Source organism: Bradyrhizobium sp. (genome assembly GCF_036009065.1).
Lineage (GTDB): Bacteria > Pseudomonadota > Alphaproteobacteria > Rhizobiales > Xanthobacteraceae > Bradyrhizobium.
The window spans coordinates 1-17113 of the sequence record NZ_DASYMN010000107.1 but is presented as its reverse complement, the minus strand read 5'-3'; the positions used below and the strand labels follow the sequence as shown (position 1 = coordinate 17113).

Sequence of the window (17113 nt, the reverse complement as noted above, 5' to 3'; positions counted from 1 at the left end):
TCCGATGGTGCCGTCGGCGAAGGCGCCGCCGCTGATCCCGTGGCCGGAATAGTCGAACCGCACGCAGGCGCGGCCCTGCTCCGCCGCCCATGCATCGAGCGCCAGCGCCTTGGTGCCCTGCATGTCCGAATTGAAGCCGCTGAGCCAGAACAGCCCGGGTGACCCGCCGCCGCGGGCCCGCACCGCGATTTTGCGCGCGCCGGAATCCCTGCCGACGTCGATGAAGGTCGGGTCCGTATCAGGTATGCCAGCCGCTTCGGCCATCGATCGTCTGTCTCCCTGCAATGCCGTCTGGGTGACCTGTGCGATACATCAACGAGGCCGATGATACCATCTGCGGCCGTCTGACTGCTTGCGGAACCGATGGCCGCGCTTTATCTGGACTTCGTCGCCGCCTCAACCTTGCCAGCGTGACCGAAATGTCTCGCATTTGATGGTTTTCATGCGCGAGGCCGTGAGTTTGCTTGCCCGGCGGCGCTTATTCCTTCAAACTATCGCCTTCCTTTCACAACCCTGGAGAAGCCCCCATTCGCCGTCCCAACAGAGCCCCGCCCGCCGCCACCAAAGACGGGCCGCGCACCAATGATGAAATCCGCAACGCACAGGTTCAACTGATCGATCAGGACGGCTTGAACCACGGCACCGTCGAAACAGCTGCCGCTGTGAAGATGGCCATGGATGCCGGGATGGACCTCGTCGAGATTTCGCCCAATACCAGTCCTCCCGTTTGCAAGATCATGGATTACGGGAAGTACAAATATTCCGCGCAGAAAAAGGCTGCCGAGGCCCGCAAGAAACAGAAGGTGGTCGAGATCAAGGAGATCAAGCTGCGGCCGATGATCGATGATCACGACTACGACGTGAAGATGCGCGCGATGCAGCGCTTCTTCGAGGAAGGCGACAAGGTCAAGATCACGCTGCGCTATCGCGGCCGCGAAATGGCGCATCAGGAGATCGGCACCAAGCTGCTGGACAAGGTCAAGGCCGACGTCGCCGAGTTCGCCAAGGTCGAGCAGGATGCCCGCTTTGAAGGCCGCCAAGTGGTGATGGTACTGGCGCCGCGGTGAGGGGTATCTCGTGTCCCGGACGCGGTGCGGCATTCTTCATGCCGCTCCGCAGAGCCGGGACCGTATCAACGGCGGTGTCCGTCATGGCCCCGGCTCTGCAGCGCACCGCTTCGCCAAGAGCTACGCGCTGCGTCCGGGACACGCTATCCCCGCGTCGCCCGCCAGGTGCCGCTGCAGTGGTCGCCGGTGATGATTCCGGCCCAGCGGCCTGCCCCATAATTGCCCACAAGCCGGCCGCTGCCGCTGGCGTGCGACCGGCCGACGGAGATGGCGACCGACACCAAGCCGCCGCCGCTGATGCCGCCGGTCACCTTGCCGCCGCCGGCCGACGAAACGCGGCTGCCGGACACCGCGAAGGGGACGCTGTTGGTCGCGCTGCAACTGCCCGCCCGGGTGGCGAACACCACGTTCCAGGTGCCGTCATAGGCTCCCGCCCGCGCGTATCGCCTGGCTTCGGCGGCGCCGGGCGTCGCGGCTACCGCCGCCAGAAGTGCTGCGGACAGGATCCACCGCCATCCGCGTGACCCGCTGAAATCGGCCGAAATGGCCGTCGATCTGGCTGAAAAAATCATTTTTTGCCTCTGAAAACCCCCCAGCAGGGGTAGATATTGGCTTAGTGCAGCCGCGCCCCCTCCCGGTTCACCGTTGCCATTTTGCTTGAGCTCTGCCATAAGCCGACCCTTCATCGCCCGGCTGATCAAGGGCTGCCGTGTCGATGCCCGTGCCGATTAGGTCTTTGTAGAAATAATCGAGCACTTTCAACGCTCTAACGAGCATTTTAGCCGGCCTAGCGCTCCTCGGAGCGCGCTGTGCGCTGGCCAACAGGAGAGCCAAATGCCCAAGCTGAAGACCAAATCGGGCGCTAAAAAGCGCTTCAAGGTGACTGCCACAGGCAAAGTGATGGCCGCCCAGCGCGGCAAGCGCCACGGCATGATCAAGCGGACGAAAAAGCAGATTCGCCAGCTGCGCGGCACCCGCGTGCTGTTCAAGACGGATGGCGACAACATCAAGAAATATTTCTTGCCGAACGCCTGATCGCGTTCTCGTCCATTTCAGCCGGGCCGCGTCCGCGCGGCCGTCCGTCACCACCTTTCATATGAAGGAGATCAGTCATGGCTCGCGTCAAACGCGGTGTGACCTCTCACGCCAAGCACAAGAAAGTCTACAAGGCCGCCAAGGGATTCCGCGGCCGCCGCAAGAACACCATCCGCACCGCCAAGCAGGCGGTGGAGAAGGCCGGCCAGTACGCCTTCCGCGACCGGAAGCGCAAGAAGCGTACGTTCCGCGCGCTGTGGATCCAGCGGTTGAACGCCGCGGTGCGCCCGTTCGGCATGACCTACAGCCGGTTTATCGACGGGCTTTCGAAGTCCGGCATCACCGTGGACCGCAAGGTGCTGTCGGACCTCGCCATCCACGAGCCGGCGTCGTTCCAGGCGATCGCCGAAAAGGCCAAGGCCGCGCTGGCGGCTTGAGGCTTCCCATTGCCGCTGCGAGGTTTTGAAGTCGTCATGGCCGGGCTTGTCCCGGCCATCCACGTCTTCTTTCTCAGCAATGCTGTAAGACGTGGATGCCCGGGACAAGCCGGGGCATGACGGACGAGGGGCACCGGCTTAGCGCCCTATCAAAAGGGATTGCCATGACCGACCTATCGCAACTCGAATCCCAAATCCTCAGCCAGATCGCCGCCGCCGGCGACGAAGCGGCGCTCGAAACCGTGCGTGTCACAGCACTCGGCAAGAAAGGCTCGATCTCCACTTTGCTCGCAACGCTCGGCAAGATGTCGCCGGACGAGCGCAAGACCGAAGGCGCCAAAATCAACCTGGCGAAAGACGCCATCGCGCAGGCGCTCTCCGCGCGCCGCGAACTTCTGAGATCTGCAGCGCTCGACGCGCGGCTTGCATCGGAAACCATCGACGTCACGCTGCCCTTGCGCGATCCGCCTGCGGAAGCCGGCCGCATTCATCCGCTCAGCCAGGTGATGGACGAACTCACCGCCATCTTCGCCGACATGGGTTTTGCGATTGCCGAAGGCCCGGACATCGAAACCGACGACTACAATTTTACAAAGCTGAATTTCCCCAAAGGCCACCCGGCGCGGGAGATGCACGACACGTTCTTCTTCAATCCGAAGGACGATGGCTCGCGCATGCTTCTCCGCACCCACACCTCGCCGGTGCAGGTGCGCACCATGCTCAACCAAAAACCGCCGATCCGCATCATCTGCCCGGGCCGCACCTATCGCATCGATTCCGACGCCACCCACACGCCGCAGTTTCATCAGGTCGAAGGCCTCGTCATCGACAAGGGCTCGCATCTCGGCCACCTGAAATGGATCCTGCACGAATTCTGCAAGGCGTTCTTCGAGGTCGATCACATCAATATGCGGTTCCGGCCGTCGTTCTTTCCGTTCACCGAGCCGTCGCTTGAGGTTGACATCCAGTGCCGCCGCGACAAGGGCGGGATTCGCTTCGGCGAGGGCGAGGACTGGCTGGAGATCCTCGGCTGCGGCATGGTGCATCCGAAAGTGCTGCGCGCCTGCGGCATCGATCCCGACGTCTACCAAGGCTTTGCCTGGGGCATGGGCATCGACCGCATCGCGATGCTGAAATACGGCATGCCGGATTTGCGCCAATTGTTCGGGAGTGACGTGCGCTGGCTCACCCACTACGGTTTTAAGCCACTCGACCTGCCCACGCTGGCGGGAGGGCTGAGTTCGTGAGAAAGGATACTTCCATGAACCTTGAAGACGTAAAAACCATCAGTCAGAAGACGTTATCTGCGCAACTCGGCGCATATGGCTTCGATCACGTCGAAATCGAAGCAGGCAAAAATCAAGATGAAGAAGACGCGTTGTTCATGACTGCGAAATATCGGGCCGGATCGTCTCTTCCCGGCGGCGATGTGCTGAACAACGCGCTCGCCGTTCTTCGGAGTCGACTTCAACAATCCGGCGAGGAACGTTTTCCGTATTTGACCCACCGGCATGAAGATGAGGAGGCCGGCTTTGAAGATGAACCCTCCGAGCAATGAGCATGCTTGAGGCGCGGCTCATTGCTACCGCCCGGGCTCTTTGCAGAAGGACCGGCAGGCGGCCGCGCGATGCCTTCATGCGTCGCGCCGTCAGTACTGCCTATTACGCCATGTTTCATGCCCTGTGCCGCCTCTGCGCCGACCAGCTCATCGGTGGGAAGTACGAGAAAACTCCGGCCTGGCAGCGGTTATACCGCGCCATGGAACACAAGATTGCAAAGAACGCACTTCTGCTGATCAAGGTTCGTCAGCCATGAAATTCACGCTCTCCTGGCTGAAGCAACATCTCGACACCGACGCGCCGCTCGAGGCGCTCGCGGACAAGCTCACCATGATCGGGCTTGAGGTCGAGAACATCGAGGACAAGGCAAAAGCGCTGGCGCCGTTCACCATCGCGCGCGTGATCTCCGCCGAGCAGCATCCCAATGCGGACCGCTTGCGGGTGTGCATGGTCGACACTGGCGATGGCGCGGCGCCGGTGCAGGTGGTGTGCGGGGCGCCGAATGCGCGCGCGGGGCTGGTCAGCGTGTTCTCGCCGCCCGGCACCTTCATTCCCGGAAAAAACATCACGCTTGGCGTCGGCACCATCCGCGGCGTCGAGAGCAGGGGCATGCTGTGCTCGGCGGCCGAGTTGCAGATATCGGAAGATCACGCGGGCATCATGGAGCTGCCGGCCGATGCGCCGGTCGGCAAGCCTTACGCCGCGTGGGCCGGGTTCGGCGATCCCGTGCTCGAGATCAATCTGACGCCCAATCGTCAGGACTGCACCGGCGTGCACGGCATCGCGCGCGACCTTTCCGCCGCCGACATGGGCAAGTTCATCGACCCCGCGATCAAGCCGATCAAGGGCGAATTCCCCTGCCCGGTGCAGGTCACCGTCGAAGACGCGTCGCTGTGCCCGGGTTTTGCCCTACGCCTGGTGCGCGGCGTCAAGAACGGCCCGTCGCCGGAGTGGCTACAAAAGCGCCTGACCTCGATTGGCCTCAGGCCTATCAACGCGCTGGTCGACATCACCAACTTCATGACCTACGACCGCGCCCGGCCGCTGCATGTGTTCGACGCCGCCAAAGTCAAAGGCAATCTCACCGTGCGCCGCGCCCGCGACGGCGAAACGCTGCTCGCGCTGGACGGCCGCACCTACACGCTCGACAGCGGCGTCTGCGTCATCACCGACGACCATGGCGTGGAATCGCTGGCGGGCATCATGGGCGGCGAGGCCTCGGGTTGCGACGAGGCCACGTCAGACGTGCTGATCGAATCGGCGCTGTGGAACGAGATCAATATCGCGCAGACGGGGCGCAAGCTCGGCATCAATTCCGACGCGCGCTATCGCTTCGAGCGCGGCGTCGATCCGGCCTTCATGGTGCCCGGACTGGAGATGGCCACCAAGCTGGTGATGGACCTCTGCGGCGGGTCGCCATCGGAAAACATCGTGGTCGGCAACGCCTTCGGCGAAGACCGCGTGATCGATTTCCCGCTTCATGAAGTAAAACGGCTCGCGGCCATCGACGTGCCGCTGGTGGAGATGAAGCGAATCCTCGGCCATCTCGGCTTCATGCTGGCCGGCAGCGGCCCCACCGTGAAGGTCGCGGTGCCGTCGTGGCGATCAGACGTTCACGGCAAGGCCGATATCGTCGAGGAAATCGTGCGCATCGTCGGCGTCGACAAGGTGCCGATGACGCCGTTTGAGCGCGGCGACAACCCGCGCAAGCCGATATTGACCCAAATCCAGCTGCGCACCCGCCGCGCCAAGCGCGCGCTGGCTGTACGCGGCATGGTCGAGGCGGTGACGTGGTCGTTCATCGCAAAAACATCCGCCGAACTGTTCGGCGGCGGGCAGGCTGAATTGACGCTGGCCAATCCGATCGCGTCCGATCTGTCCAACATGCGGCCGAGCCTGCTGCCGGGCCTTGTAGCCGCGGCGCAGGGCAATGCGGATCGCGGATTTTCCGACATCGCACTGTTCGAAGTCGGACAGATTTTCAAGGGGGACCGGCCGGAGGATCAACTCGTCGCAGCGGCCGGCGTCCGCCACGGCTTTGCGTCATCGAAAGGCATCGGGCGGCACTGGTCCGGCTCGGCCATGGCCGATGCGCTCGACGCCAAGGGCGATGCCTTGGCGGTGCTGGCCGCCGCGGGCGCGCCGGTGCAGGCGCTGCAGATCGTGCCCGGCGGCGCATCGTGGCTGCATCCGGGACGCTCCGGCACCATCCAGATCGGGCCGCAAAATGTGCTGGGAGTTTTCGGCGAGTTGCATCCCCGCGCGCTGCAGCAACTCGGCGCCGACGGCCCGCTGATCGCGTTCGAGGTCATTCTCGATCGCATTCCCGACGCCCGGGCAAAACCGACCCGCGCCAAACCGATGCTGGAGCTGTCGCCATTCCAGCCGGTGTCGCGCGATTTTGCCTTCATCGTCGATGGCAGCGTCAAGGCCGGCGACATTGTCCGCGCGGCGCAGGGCGCCGACAGGAAATTGATCGCGGATGTCGCCGTGTTCGACGTCTACGAAGGCAAGGGCATCGACGCCGGCAAGAAATCCATCGCCATCGCCGTCACACTACAGCCGCGTGAAAAGACCTTGACCGACCAGGAGATCGAAGCGGTCGCCGCGAAGATCGTCGCCGAGGTGGCGAAGAAAACCGGCGGCGTGTTGCGCGGATGACTCCCCGTCGTTGCGAGGAGCGAAGCGACGAAGCAATCCAGCCTTGTCTTTGCAGCTTACTGGATTGCTTCGCGGAGCCTGTCATCGGCCGCACGTTTGCGCGACCCGTTGGCTCGCAATGACCTTGGGGTTTGAATGAATATCACGACGCTCGGCCTTGAGTCATACACATCGGCCTCCGTATTCTTTCTGGTCGGGTCCGCGTTCGTCGCTGGCCTTGCGCGCGGCTTTTCCGGCTTCGGTTCGGCGCTGATTTTCATTCCGCTCGCAAGCAGCGTGATCGGCGCGAAGCTGGCCTCGCCTTTGCTGCTGGTGATCGACTTCGTCGCGGCGGCCCCGCTGATCCCGAACGCTTGGCGGCAGGCCGACCGGCGCGACGTAGGCACCATGCTGCTCGGCACCCTGATCGGCGTTCCCATCGGTACCTGGGCGCTGACCCGGATGGACCCGCTCGCGGTGCGCTGGATGATCGTCGCGCTGATCGTTCCGATGCTCGCGTTGCTGATGTCGGGCTGGCGATATCGGGGAACGCCGACCGCCGCCCTCACGGCCGCCGTCGGCGCGCTCGCAGGGTTTTTCAACGGCGTGGCGCAGGTCGGCGGTCCGCCGATCGTGCTGTACTGGCTGCGCGACACCACCGCCGCGCGGATCGTTCGCGCCAACATCATCATATTTTTCGCCGCCTCCAGCATCCTCACGACGATCACCTATTTGATCGGCGGCGTGCTGACGACGGCCGTGGTCGGGCTCGCCGTCCTCACCGGCCCCGCCTTCGGCATCGGGCTGTGGCTGGGCTCGCACATGTTCGGGCTCGCCAGCGAGGAAACCTTCCGCCGCATCTGCTACGTGCTGATCGCGCTGGCGGCGCTGGTGAGTCTGCCGCTGTTCGACGGGGTGCTGCGGTAATGCTGATGCGTAGGGTGGGCAAAGGCGCCCTTCGCGCCGTGCCCACCATGATCACGAATGCCTGGTTGTCTGTCCAGCGTGGTAGGCACGCTTCGCTTTGCCCACCCTACGAGTCCTCCATCACCAGATCACAATACGCATATCCGTCTCGCTCGACGCGCTGTCCCGCCGTCACCACCAACCGCCGCGAAAAGATCGGTCCCGCCACCACGCAGCTGTGAAACTCGCCGTTCTCGCCGCAGGGGTCGACGCCCTCCGGCAAGTCGGCGAGCAATTGCGCATCGAATTGTCGCCCCGCGAACTCCGCCGGCAATTTTTTCAGGTCGACGGTTGCGATGATAGCCTCCAATCCGCTGGCGATCATCGCTTGCGCCAATTTCCGGGTCGGCCGCCCCCACAGCGGAAACAGTGGCGTGATCCCGGTGCCGGCGAGTTTTTGCTCTCGATAGGCGCGGATGTCCTGAAGAAACAGGTCGCCGAAGATGATATGGCTGATGCCGTCTCGCACTGCCGCCGCGACCGCCTCGCCTATCCGCGCTTCGTAAATTTCGTTCGGGCAGGGATAGGGTATCGGCACGATCCGTGGCGGCAGGCCGGCGGCATCGAGTTGCGCGTGCAAAATTTCCTGCCGCACGCCGTGGATCGAGACCCGACCGAACGTTTCGGTCACGGTGGTCAGCGCGCCGACCACGTCGAGCTCGCCTGCGCGCCTGACCTCATGCAGCGCGAACGCGCTGTCCTTGCCGGAGGACCACGAGATCAGCGCTTTTGCGCGGGGCAGGGTCACGAGCGCCTGCGCTTCTTCGATGCCCGCGCGGGCTGCGCCGGCTCGGGATCTCGGATCGCGCCGATCTTGCGCAGCGCCGCTTCCGCCGCGCGCTCGCCGCTCTCCCAGGCGCCATCGACCGTTCCCCACAGCGTCTCGTGCGCCGCCTCGCCGGCGAAAAACACGCTGCCTGCCGGCTCCATCAGGATCTTGCGCGACGGCTGCCCGCCCGGCATCGCGGCCGACATCGCCCCTAACGCAAACGGCGCTGCGTTCCAGCGCGTTGCGCTCGATTTCTTGACCGCCTTCGCCACATCGCTTCCGAACAGTTTTGTCAGCCACTCCACCGCGAACGCTATCATCGCCGGCTCGCCCTGCGCGGAGAGATCGCGGCCGAACGAGCCCGCAACATCGATCGAGCACAGCGACGAGGCACCTATGTTGGCGAGCAGGAACGCGGTCTTGATATCCTTGCTCTGCTCGATCACCACGTCGTCGCGCGCCAGCCCAAGCGGATTGCCCGGCAATGCCAGCGCGATGTGATCGTAGCTGCCGAGGCTTAATTTCGCAGCCGCATCGAGATGACGCTTGGGAAGATCCGGCGCGAATTTGAGCGCCCCCGATGCCAGCACGTTGCTCGACGCGGTAATGATGGCGGCGCGGGCGGCGATCTTGCCGGCCGGCGTTTCCACGCTGACATCACGTCCGCTCCAGGAGATGCGGGTCGCCGGCGTGGCGAGCGACACCGCTAGGCCTTCACCGAGTTTTGCGATCAGCGTGCCCAGCCCCTGGCGGCAGGCCAGCGCCGCGCTGCGATCCTGCGCGCGGCTCTTGTCGATCGCCGAAACATCCTTCAAATCCTTCCCCGTCGCGTTGGCGCCGAACAGGAATTCGATCGTCGCCGCCCAGTCGCCCAAGTCCTTCGGCAGTGCCGAGGCGCAGGAGACATCAGCCTTGCCGCGCGAGGCATCGTCGATCGCGCGGTTGGCGCGAACCAGCGTGGCGAGCAATTCCTCGACCTCGCCGGCGCGGGCGTTGCGGCGGCCGATGCGGATTTTCTGCCCCAGCGGCGCCGGAACCAGCTCCAGCCCCACCCCGCGCGCTAGCCGGATCATCGGGTTGGTGTCGGGATTATGCATCCAGCGCGCGCCGCGATCGAACGGTACTTCGAACGTGGTGGCGTCGGTGAGGCAGCGCCCGCCGACCCGGGCGGTGGCTTCCAGCACGATCACCTTGCGGTTCGCAGCCATGACGCGACGCGCGGCTGCGATGCCGGCTGCTCCGGCGCCGATCACGACAACGTCGGCCTCGCGCGGCAAAGACGCGCCCCACGCTCTCTCGCCGAGGACCGGCGCCAGCGTGAAAGCCGCCGAGGCCGACAAGAAATCCCGGCGCGTAATTGTCATGGCATGGTTTCCGAAACTTTGCAGAAGGCGGGAACGTTTTGCGAACTTGCCGCATCAAAGCATGCGGGGCAACCGTCATGGTTACCCAATCATGTTCGATGCGCGAACGGCATGAACCAAATTGCAAGGGCTTTCGACGATGCTATCGAGAGGCAAAAAAAGCGGTCAAAATGAACCGCGGGGGGAACTCATGGGCTTCGTGCTCGATACGGTCGGCAAGCTGATTGCGGGCTACCTGCAAAAGGAGGTGCCGGGCTATGAACCGTTCACGCCAAGCGATCCGGAACATCTGCGCGGCATCATCCAGCAGGGCGACGTCTGGCTGATCGAAGGCAACAACCGCGTCTCCGGCATCATCAAATATCTGACGCAATCGACCTGGTCGCATGCCGCGCTCTATGTCGGCCCGATCGATGGCGCGAGCGAGCCCGATGGCGAGCCGCATGTGCTGATCGAGGCCAATATCGGCGAAGGCGTCACCTCCGCGCCGCTGTCGAAATATTTTCCGTATCACACGAGGCTGTGCCGCCCGGTGGGGCTGTCCTGGGAGGACCGCAATACGGTGTGCCGCTACGCCATCAACCGCATCGGTTTTGGCTACGACACCAAGAACATCCTGGATCTGATGCGCTATCTGATCCCGCTCCCGGTGCCGCAGCGCTGGCGGCGGCGGATGATCGCGTTCGGCTCCGGCGATCCGACCAAGATCATCTGCTCGGCGCTGATCGCGCAGGCGTTCGACGCGGTGCGCTATCCGATCCTGCCCAAGATCACCCGGGCCGGCAGCAAGCGCGCAAAACGCGAAATCCTGCACATCCGCGATTCATCGCTGTACATGCCGCGGGATTTCGACATCTCGCCCTATTTCGAAATTGTCAAGCCGACGATCATCGAGGGTTTCGACTACACAGCACTGCACTGGGCCGACAAGCAAAAGCCGCTCCGGGCGGTAGCGGGCAAGCCCGGCCCGTTTCCAGAAGCCGCCGACGCGCCGCGGCTTGTTCCCGAAGCGATCGACCAAGGGGCGCCGCTTCTGGCTGAAGAAGTGAGCTTCGTGGAAGAAGAAGTAACTTGGATCGAGCGCGTCGCCGTCACCGAGCATTTTCTTTTTGTCGAACGCGTCCCCGCGCGCCAGGTAGAACGCCGCGCCAAGCCGCGCGAGGCGGACGCGCAGCGGGAGATGGAAGCGGCGTAAGGCGCTCTCAGGCGAGAGGCTTCGTCGAATCCAATTGGAGTCGCATATTCTGCCATCATCCTGAAAGTCCGACTCAAAAGTCGTTTCAGGTAAAATCCGACCACGGCCTTGTGCCGGGCATCCACGTCTTGCCTGGTTCCAAGCAAGAACGACGTGGATGGCCGGGACAAGCCCGGCCATGACGGCCGCTTTTTCAGTCAGGATGCTACTTGCCCTCCACAAACGCAGCGAATGCGACGGCGAAATCCGGATGCCAGCGCGACAGCGCGGGGCGGTTTTCCACGATGTCTCCGGCGGCCCAGAGAATGCGCTTCTCGTCGAGGCTTCGCGGCACGTCATTGTCCGGACACAGGATGTAGAAATCCCCGGCGTCCAGCCGTTCGATCATGAAATCAATCGTTTGCTCCGGCGTCCAGGCGCCGGCCGGTTTCTCCATGCGGCCCCGGGCGGTGAGGCCGGTGAAGACGAAACCGGGAATCAGCAGATGGGCGCTTAACCGGCCGCCGGCCGCGTTGCGCAGCTCGTGCTGCAGCGCTTCGGTAAAAGCTTTCACGCCGGCCTTGGAAACATTGTAGGCGGGATCTCCGGGCGGTGTGGTGATCCCCTGCTTGGAGCCGGTGTTGATGATGAGGCCAGGCCGCCCGCGCTCGATCATGCCGGGGGCGAACGCCTGCGAGCCATGAATCACGCCCCAGAGATTGACGCCAAGAATGCGCCGCCAGTTTGCCTCGGGCCCGAACATGGTGCTGCCCGGCTGCACACCCGCATTGTTCATCAGGATATCCGTGCCGCCGAAGCGCGCGCGCACCGCGGACTCCAGCCGTGCAACGTCGTCGGCATTGCCGACATCGATGACCTCCGCCATCACGCCGACCGCGCCGCCCGGCGCCGCTTCGGTCAATGCGGATGCTGCCTGCGCAAGCCTGTCGGCTCCGACATCGGCGATACAGACGCGCAAGCCCATGCGCGCGAACCGGATCGCCGCCGCGAGCCCGATGCCGGACGCCCCTCCGGTGATGACGGCGACATTATCCGGGGATAATGCAGGATGCTGCATGCCTATTCCTTCACCGCGCCTGTCAACGACGAGACGTAATAGTCGACAAACAGCGAGTAGAAGATCGCGACCGGCAGCGAGCCGAGCAGCGACCCCGCCATCAGCGCCCCCCACTGATAGACGTCGCCGGAAACAAGCTCGGTCAGGATCGCGACCGGCACGGTCTTGTTGGCGCTGCTCTGGATGAAGGCCAATGCGTAGATGAACTCGTTCCACGACAGCGTGAAGCTGAAAATCCCGGCCGAGATCAGGCCCGGCACTGCCAGCGGCAGCGTGATCCGCCACAGGATCTGCAGGCGCGTCGCGCCGTCGACCAGCGCGCATTCTTCCAGTTCGTACGGGATCGACTTGAAATAACCGATCAGCAGCCAGGTCGAGAACGGCACCAGGAAGGTCGGATACACCAGGATCAGCGCCAGCGGACTGTCAAACAGTCCGAACTGAACCACCACCGTCGCCAGCGGAATGAACAGGATCGAGGGCGGCACGAGATAGGCGAGGTAAATGCCGAGCCCGACATAAGGGCTGCCGCGGAACCGTAGTCGCTCGATCGCGTAGGCCGCCAACGTGCTCGAGAAAATCGAGATGAAGGTAGCGCCGACCGCGACCGACATCGTCGTCATCAGCCAGTGCGGATAGGCGGTGTTAAATAGAAGATGTTTGATGTGCGCCAGCGTCGGCGATGAGATCCAGAACGGGTTGTGCTGCTTGTAATTGAGCAATTCCGCGTTGGGTTTGAACGACGTGATGGTCATCCAGTAAAACGGAAACAGCAGGATCAGCACGAAGCAGGCCAGCGGCAGATAGATCATCACCATGCGCCGCGCCCGCGAATCCCAATCCATGGTATCGGGCGTGGAGGAGGCGACGTTGCTGCTGCGGTCGGCCTTTGCAGGCGCCAGGGCTGCCTCAGTCATTGCTTTCTCCCTGCTGCCATTTGCGGCGCGCAAGGCCGAAATAGCTGAACAGCGTCGCCACCACCAGGAACGGGATCATCGAAACCGCGATCGCCGCGCCCTCGCCGAGTTCGCCGCCGGCGATGCCGCGCTGGAACGCCAGTGTCGCGAGCAGATGGGTGGAGTTGACCGGCCCACCGCGGGTGATGGCGTAGACCAGCTGGAAATCGGTGAAGGTGAAGATGATCGAGAACGTCATCACGATGGCGAGGATGGGAAGCATCATCGGAAAGGTGATGTACTTAAAACGCTGCCACGCCGTCGCCCCGTCCAGCATCGCGGCCTCATACAGCGCCGGCGAAATGGTCTGCAGGCCCGCCAGCAGCGAGATCGCCACGAAGGGGATGCCGCGCCAGATATTGGCCGCGATCAGCGAGAATCGGGCCGGCCACGGGCTGCCGAGGAAGTCGATATTGGTGGAGCGGATGTGCAGCACGTCGACCAGCAGATAGGAGATGATGGAAAACTGCGGATCGTAGATCCACCAGAACGCCAGCGCGGAGAGCACCGTCGGCACGATCCACGGCAGCAGCACGATGGCGCGCAGCAGGCTCTTGAACGGGAAGTGGTTGTTCAAGAGCAGCGCCAGCCAGAAGCCCAGCGCGAATTTCCCGACCGTGGCGACGCCGGTATAGAATACGCTGTAGAACACCGCGCTCCACCACAAGGGATCGGTCAGCAAATACTGGAAATTCTCGAGCCCGACGTAAATGCCGCGGCGGCCGATGGTGGTATCGGTGAACGCCAGCCAGACGCCGAGGCCCAACGGATAGGTAAGGAATACCAGCAGCAGCCCGATCGCGGGGGTGAGACAAATGACGATCAGGAACGGCTTGTAGTCGAACAGTTTTACCAGCCAGCTAGGCTGCGCAGGCTCCGAACGTCGGGGAAGCGTTGTCGCGAGTGTCATGTAGGCGTTCCGATAGTCTCGTCATGGCCGGGCTTGTCCCGGCCATCCACGTCTTACTTGCTCGTATTCAGAAAAGACGTGGATGCCTGGGACAAGCCCGGGCATGACGAACTTTTCTACTCTCCCCCGTATCGTTTCTCACCGCCGGAAATACCGCTTGGCACGGCGCTCGGCTTCCGCAGCGGCGGCTTCCGGCGTCGCGGCGTCGGTGGCAACCGATGCGCACATCTGCACCAGCACGTAATCGGCGTTGACAGCACCGGTCGCCGTCGAGATCGGGCCCTTATAGCCGTCGTAGTAGGGGCTCTTCATAACGTCCTTGAAGATCTTGACCTTGGGATCGCCGGACCATACCGCGGCCTCCGCATAAGCCGCGAGCGGCTGGGACCAGTAGCCGCTGTTGGCGTTCAGCCAGGGCTCGTATTGTTCGCGTTCCAGCATGAACTGCAGGAAGGCCTTCGCGGCATTGGGATAGGGGCTGTGCTTGAACACCATCGCGTTCAGCGTCAGGCCCGCCATCGGCGACGTGCTCGCCAGGCCTTTCGGCAGCAGTTGATGCTCGGTGTCTTCCGCGATCGCGGCGGTGGCGGGATCGTTCTTCAGCGAGAAATACAGCGAGACGCCGTTCGCGCTCAGGGCAATTTCCCCGGACGAGTAGGCGCGGTTGTTGCTGACGTCATTCCAGGACGGCGTGCCGGCGATGAAGGTCGGGTACAGTTCCTTCAGCCATTTGAGCGCAGCGACGGTTTCCTTGCTGTTGATGATGACATTGCCTTCCTCATCGAGCAGAGAGGCGTTGTGCGACCACAAGATCCAGTTGGCAAAGCCGTTGCCGTCGCCGCGGGCATTGCCCAATGCGAAGCCGGCGGGTTTGCCGGCCTTCTGGAGCTTGCGGCAAAGGTCCAGGATGCCGGCATGGTCTTCCGGCACCTTGTCAAAGCCAACCGATTGCAGCACCGATTTACGATAGATCAGCGGTCCGCCGCTGGCGCCGAACGGCAAACCGATCCAGGCATCGCTCTTGTGGCGCTTGCCGTATTTCTGCGCCAGCGGCTGCCAGCCGCCGTAGCGCTTGCCGAGATAGTCGGCGACATCGGTGAGTTCGATCAGCTTGTCGACATAGATGTGCGGCGCGTCGGAGAAGCCGATGATGATGTCGGGACCGGCGCCGCTGTTTGAGGTCACCGCGGTCTGCTGGTTGATGTCCTCCCAGCCGACGAAGTCGACCTTGACCTCGACGCCCATCTTCTCTGTGAATTTCGCCGCATTGGCGCGGAACACGTCCTCGTCGGCTTTTACGAACCGCACCGGGCGCAGCATCTTCAGGCTGGCGCCTTTTTCGATTGCAAGGTTGGGCGCCGGGACGTCCGCGGCCTTGATGGTCGACGCGGTCTGCGCGGAAGCGCCGGTCGCGGCCAGTGCGGCGGCAGAAACGCCAAGCGCCAGCGCGTCGCGGCGGGTAAGGTCCTTCATGGTTTCCTCCGGTATTTTTCTTAGTCGGCGTGATCCGCCGATGGCTTGAGAAGGGCTTAGCTGTTCGGACCGCGATCCATGCCTACCGGCTGCCAGCGGCGCAATGTGGTATTCTGCAGCACCGACGGGTTGACGCAGCTCACCGGCCACAGGCCGGAGAGAACCAGCGACAGCTCGTAGCCGACCCGCCGCTTGCGCGCCTCGTCGAAACGCGCCGATGCGGAAGCGACATGCGCCGTCAGCGTGACGTTCTCCATGCCCAGCATCGGATTGTTGTGCGACGGCGGCTCCGTTTCCAGCACGTCGAGCGCGGCATGCGCGATCCAGCCTTCCTGCAGGGCTTTTATCAGCGCTTCCTCATCGACGGTCGGACCGCGCCCGGTATTGATGAAGGTGGCGGTCGGCTTCATTTGCCGAAAATGCTTTTCGCCGAGCATGTGATGCACCTCGGGGCGCGCCGGCGCATGCATCGAGATGAAATCGGACTGCGACAGCACCTCGGACAACGTCGCCGGCAGCACGCCGAGATCGGACATCAGCGTTTCCTGGATGAACGGATCGTAGGCCATCATGCGAAGCCCGAACGGTGCTGCGCGTTTTGCGACGGCGCGGGCGACGCGGCCGAACGAGACAAATCCCAGCGTCTGGCCCATCAGCCGCGGAATTTTCAACAGCTGCGGCCGGCCCTCGCTCCAGCGTCCCTCGCGCACCATGCGGTCCTGCGCCACCAGCCGGCGGAACCCCGCCAGCAGCAGCATCATGGCGTGATCGGCGACTTCCTCGATGAACGTGTCGGGAATGTTGGTGACCGGAATGCCGCGCGCGGTGGCGGCCTTGACGTCGACCTGGTCGACGCCGACGCTGCCGAGCGTGATGACCTTGCAGTTTTGCAAGCTGTCGATAATCTCTTTGGTAATCCGCATGGCCTTGCCATAGATCGCGTCGGCATGCTTGGCGGCGGCGATGAACTCCGCCTCATTGGCCGGCGCCTCGACGATCTCCGCGCCGATCGCCTCCAGCGCCTCCATCTCATAGCCATAGCCGCCCCCGGCCACGGTAAAACTCGCACCCTTCGGCGTCAGGATCGTGAATTTCGGCATTTCGTCTCCCGGTATCGGCCTGCTTGCCCCGCCCTGAAGGGAGGTGCGACCTGTTTGTTGTCGGCGCATCAAAGCATGGCGGAACGGCGCAGGGCTAGGGCCGGGATGCATAGCGGGGGCACCAAATTGACGTGCTGAGGGAGCGAAACGTCGTTTTTTTGACGATGGCTTAGGCTTGCTTGGGAGAAGCGCCCGCATCGTGACGCAACCGCACGATGGTCTTGCGTACGCGCCGCCATTTGCCCTGCTCGAAACTATCGGAGTAGCGCCAGGCGCGATCCTCTTTGATAAAGGCCATTTGTTCTGCCCTGTCGGCGTGCCGAACCAGCATCGCCACCGACAGTGCGTCAATCTCTGCGCGCGGAATGAGGAGCGGCCTGATGCTCCCTTCCCAGAGCTCCCCTAGCAGCGAGCCCCAGATCGGAAAAAGGCAAATGGCCCATATGGCCGCCTTCGCCACCTTCAGCTCCCGATGGGTTGTACGTAGCCGGCTCGTGTCAATACGGAACAAATTGTTCCTATGGAGTTATTCGCCAAGCGGCTGCGAGAGCGGGCAAAGCAACTCGGTATTTCAAATGCAGAGGC

At 63.3% G+C, this 17113-nt stretch carries 18 protein-coding genes and 1 pseudogene; 9 read left to right on the top strand and 10 right to left on the bottom strand.

All coding sequences use genetic code 11. From position 1 onward, the window contains the following. Positions 1-264: pseudogene (locus tag VGP39_RS06765) on the bottom strand (alpha/beta hydrolase); the annotation flags it as partial. A 263-nt stretch (positions 265-527) separates the two neighbouring features. On the opposite strand from VGP39_RS06765, the gene infC reads away from it, so the two are divergent. Further along, positions 528-1067, top strand: a complete 540-nt coding sequence (gene infC, locus VGP39_RS06760; RefSeq protein WP_327567331.1) for a translation initiation factor IF-3 — start codon at positions 528-530, stop codon at positions 1065-1067. 143 nt (positions 1068-1210) lie between these two features. On the opposite strand, the gene VGP39_RS06755 is transcribed toward infC, so the two are convergent. Next, positions 1211-1639 carry a hypothetical protein gene (locus tag VGP39_RS06755; RefSeq protein WP_327567330.1) on the bottom strand — a complete coding sequence of 143 codons (429 nt, stop codon included), beginning with the start codon at positions 1637-1639 and terminating at the stop codon, positions 1211-1213. A gap of 262 nt (positions 1640-1901) precedes the next feature. Here VGP39_RS06755 and rpmI point away from each other — a divergent pair, with 262 nt between their 5' ends. The 7 genes from rpmI (at position 1902) to VGP39_RS06720 (ending at position 7665) form a co-directional block, all read left to right on the top strand. After that, positions 1902-2102 carry a 50S ribosomal protein L35 gene (gene rpmI, locus VGP39_RS06750; RefSeq protein ID WP_100415670.1) on the top strand — a complete coding sequence of 67 codons (201 nt, stop codon included), beginning with the start codon at positions 1902-1904 and terminating at the stop codon, positions 2100-2102. Positions 2103-2179: 77 nt separating this feature from the next. Continuing rightward, on the top strand, positions 2180-2539 hold the full coding sequence (gene rplT, locus VGP39_RS06745; protein WP_327567329.1) for a 50S ribosomal protein L20: 360 nt from the start codon (positions 2180-2182) through the stop codon (positions 2537-2539). 164 nt (positions 2540-2703) lie between these two features. Further along, positions 2704-3786: a phenylalanine--tRNA ligase subunit alpha gene (pheS, locus tag VGP39_RS06740; RefSeq protein ID WP_327567328.1), complete on the top strand. Its 1083-nt coding sequence runs from the start codon at positions 2704-2706 to the stop codon at positions 3784-3786. A 14-nt stretch (positions 3787-3800) separates the two neighbouring features. Beyond that, on the top strand, positions 3801-4097 hold the full coding sequence (locus VGP39_RS06735) for a hypothetical protein (RefSeq protein WP_327567327.1): 297 nt from the start codon (positions 3801-3803) through the stop codon (positions 4095-4097). Next, complete coding sequence (locus VGP39_RS06730; protein WP_327567326.1) at positions 4094-4354, top strand: hypothetical protein; 261 nt, start codon at positions 4094-4096, stop codon at positions 4352-4354. The genes VGP39_RS06735 and VGP39_RS06730 overlap by 4 nt, the downstream gene beginning before the upstream one ends. Next, the gene (pheT, locus tag VGP39_RS06725) at positions 4351-6759 is read left to right on the top strand and encodes a phenylalanine--tRNA ligase subunit beta (RefSeq protein WP_327567325.1); all 2409 of its coding nucleotides are present in this window, start codon (positions 4351-4353) and stop codon (positions 6757-6759) included. The genes VGP39_RS06730 and pheT overlap by 4 nt, the downstream gene beginning before the upstream one ends. Before the next feature lie 135 nt (positions 6760-6894). Continuing rightward, a complete protein-coding gene (locus tag VGP39_RS06720) occupies positions 6895-7665 on the top strand; it encodes a sulfite exporter TauE/SafE family protein (RefSeq protein WP_327567324.1) in 771 nt (256 codons plus the stop codon). A gap of 106 nt (positions 7666-7771) precedes the next feature. Here VGP39_RS06720 and VGP39_RS06715 read toward each other — a convergent pair whose 3' ends face one another. Both VGP39_RS06715 and VGP39_RS06710 read right to left on the bottom strand, forming a co-directional pair. Then, positions 7772-8452: an ATP-binding protein gene (locus tag VGP39_RS06715; RefSeq protein ID WP_327567323.1), complete on the bottom strand. Its 681-nt coding sequence runs from the start codon at positions 8450-8452 to the stop codon at positions 7772-7774. After that, a complete protein-coding gene (locus VGP39_RS06710; protein ID WP_327567322.1) occupies positions 8449-9837 on the bottom strand; it encodes a flavin monoamine oxidase family protein in 1389 nt (462 codons plus the stop codon). Before VGP39_RS06710 ends, VGP39_RS06715 begins: the two co-directional genes overlap by 4 nt. 190 nt (positions 9838-10027) lie before the next feature. Here VGP39_RS06710 and VGP39_RS06705 point away from each other — a divergent pair, with 190 nt between their 5' ends. Continuing rightward, positions 10028-11032 (top strand): lipo-like protein, encoded by a 1005-nt coding sequence (locus VGP39_RS06705; RefSeq protein WP_327567321.1) that lies wholly within the window; start codon positions 10028-10030, stop codon positions 11030-11032. 205 nt (positions 11033-11237) lie between these two features. Here the strand turns inward: VGP39_RS06705 and VGP39_RS06700 are convergent, their stop codons facing one another. The 6 genes from VGP39_RS06700 to VGP39_RS06675 form a co-directional block, all read right to left on the bottom strand. Beyond that, positions 11238-12089, bottom strand: coding sequence for an SDR family NAD(P)-dependent oxidoreductase (locus tag VGP39_RS06700; RefSeq protein WP_327567320.1), 852 nt, complete (start codon positions 12087-12089; stop codon positions 11238-11240). A 2-nt stretch (positions 12090-12091) separates the two neighbouring features. Then, positions 12092-12934 carry a carbohydrate ABC transporter permease gene (locus VGP39_RS06695; protein WP_414644584.1) on the bottom strand — a complete coding sequence of 281 codons (843 nt, stop codon included), beginning with the start codon at positions 12932-12934 and terminating at the stop codon, positions 12092-12094. 64 nt (positions 12935-12998) lie between these two features. Further along, on the bottom strand, positions 12999-13955 hold the full coding sequence (locus tag VGP39_RS06690; protein ID WP_327567318.1) for a sugar ABC transporter permease: 957 nt from the start codon (positions 13953-13955) through the stop codon (positions 12999-13001). Positions 13956-14093: 138 nt separating this feature from the next. After that, positions 14094-15428 (bottom strand): ABC transporter substrate-binding protein, encoded by a 1335-nt coding sequence (locus VGP39_RS06685; RefSeq protein ID WP_327567317.1) that lies wholly within the window; start codon positions 15426-15428, stop codon positions 14094-14096. A 56-nt stretch (positions 15429-15484) separates the two neighbouring features. Continuing rightward, entirely contained in the window at positions 15485-16528 is a 1044-nt protein-coding gene (locus VGP39_RS06680; protein ID WP_327567316.1) for a C-terminal binding protein, read from the bottom strand. A gap of 169 nt (positions 16529-16697) precedes the next feature. After that, positions 16698-16988: a hypothetical protein gene (locus VGP39_RS06675; protein WP_327567315.1), complete on the bottom strand. Its 291-nt coding sequence runs from the start codon at positions 16986-16988 to the stop codon at positions 16698-16700. Between the last annotated feature and the right edge of the window lie 125 nt (positions 16989-17113).

Coding starts and splice junctions, on each gene's coding strand:
- pheS (WP_327567328.1), top strand. CDS start 2,704: ATGACCGACCTATCGCAACTCGAATCCCAAATCCTCAGCCAGATCGCC.
- VGP39_RS06710 (WP_327567322.1), bottom strand. CDS start 9,837: ATGACAATTACGCGCCGGGATTTCTTGTCGGCCTCGGCGGCTTTCACG.
- VGP39_RS06735 (WP_327567327.1), top strand. CDS start 3,801: ATGAACCTTGAAGACGTAAAAACCATCAGTCAGAAGACGTTATCTGCG.
- rplT (WP_327567329.1), top strand. CDS start 2,180: ATGGCTCGCGTCAAACGCGGTGTGACCTCTCACGCCAAGCACAAGAAA.
- VGP39_RS06755 (WP_327567330.1), bottom strand. CDS start 1,639: ATGATTTTTTCAGCCAGATCGACGGCCATTTCGGCCGATTTCAGCGGG.
- VGP39_RS06705 (WP_327567321.1), top strand. CDS start 10,028: ATGGGCTTCGTGCTCGATACGGTCGGCAAGCTGATTGCGGGCTACCTG.
- VGP39_RS06730 (WP_327567326.1), top strand. CDS start 4,094: ATGAGCATGCTTGAGGCGCGGCTCATTGCTACCGCCCGGGCTCTTTGC.
- VGP39_RS06685 (WP_327567317.1), bottom strand. CDS start 15,428: ATGAAGGACCTTACCCGCCGCGACGCGCTGGCGCTTGGCGTTTCTGCC.
- VGP39_RS06690 (WP_327567318.1), bottom strand. CDS start 13,955: ATGACACTCGCGACAACGCTTCCCCGACGTTCGGAGCCTGCGCAGCCT.
- VGP39_RS06695 (WP_414644584.1), bottom strand. CDS start 12,934: ATGGATTGGGATTCGCGGGCGCGGCGCATGGTGATGATCTATCTGCCG.
- VGP39_RS06680 (WP_327567316.1), bottom strand. CDS start 16,528: ATGCCGAAATTCACGATCCTGACGCCGAAGGGTGCGAGTTTTACCGTG.
- VGP39_RS06700 (WP_327567320.1), bottom strand. CDS start 12,089: ATGCAGCATCCTGCATTATCCCCGGATAATGTCGCCGTCATCACCGGA.
- rpmI (WP_100415670.1), top strand. CDS start 1,902: ATGCCCAAGCTGAAGACCAAATCGGGCGCTAAAAAGCGCTTCAAGGTG.
- VGP39_RS06720 (WP_327567324.1), top strand. CDS start 6,895: ATGAATATCACGACGCTCGGCCTTGAGTCATACACATCGGCCTCCGTA.
- pheT (WP_327567325.1), top strand. CDS start 4,351: ATGAAATTCACGCTCTCCTGGCTGAAGCAACATCTCGACACCGACGCG.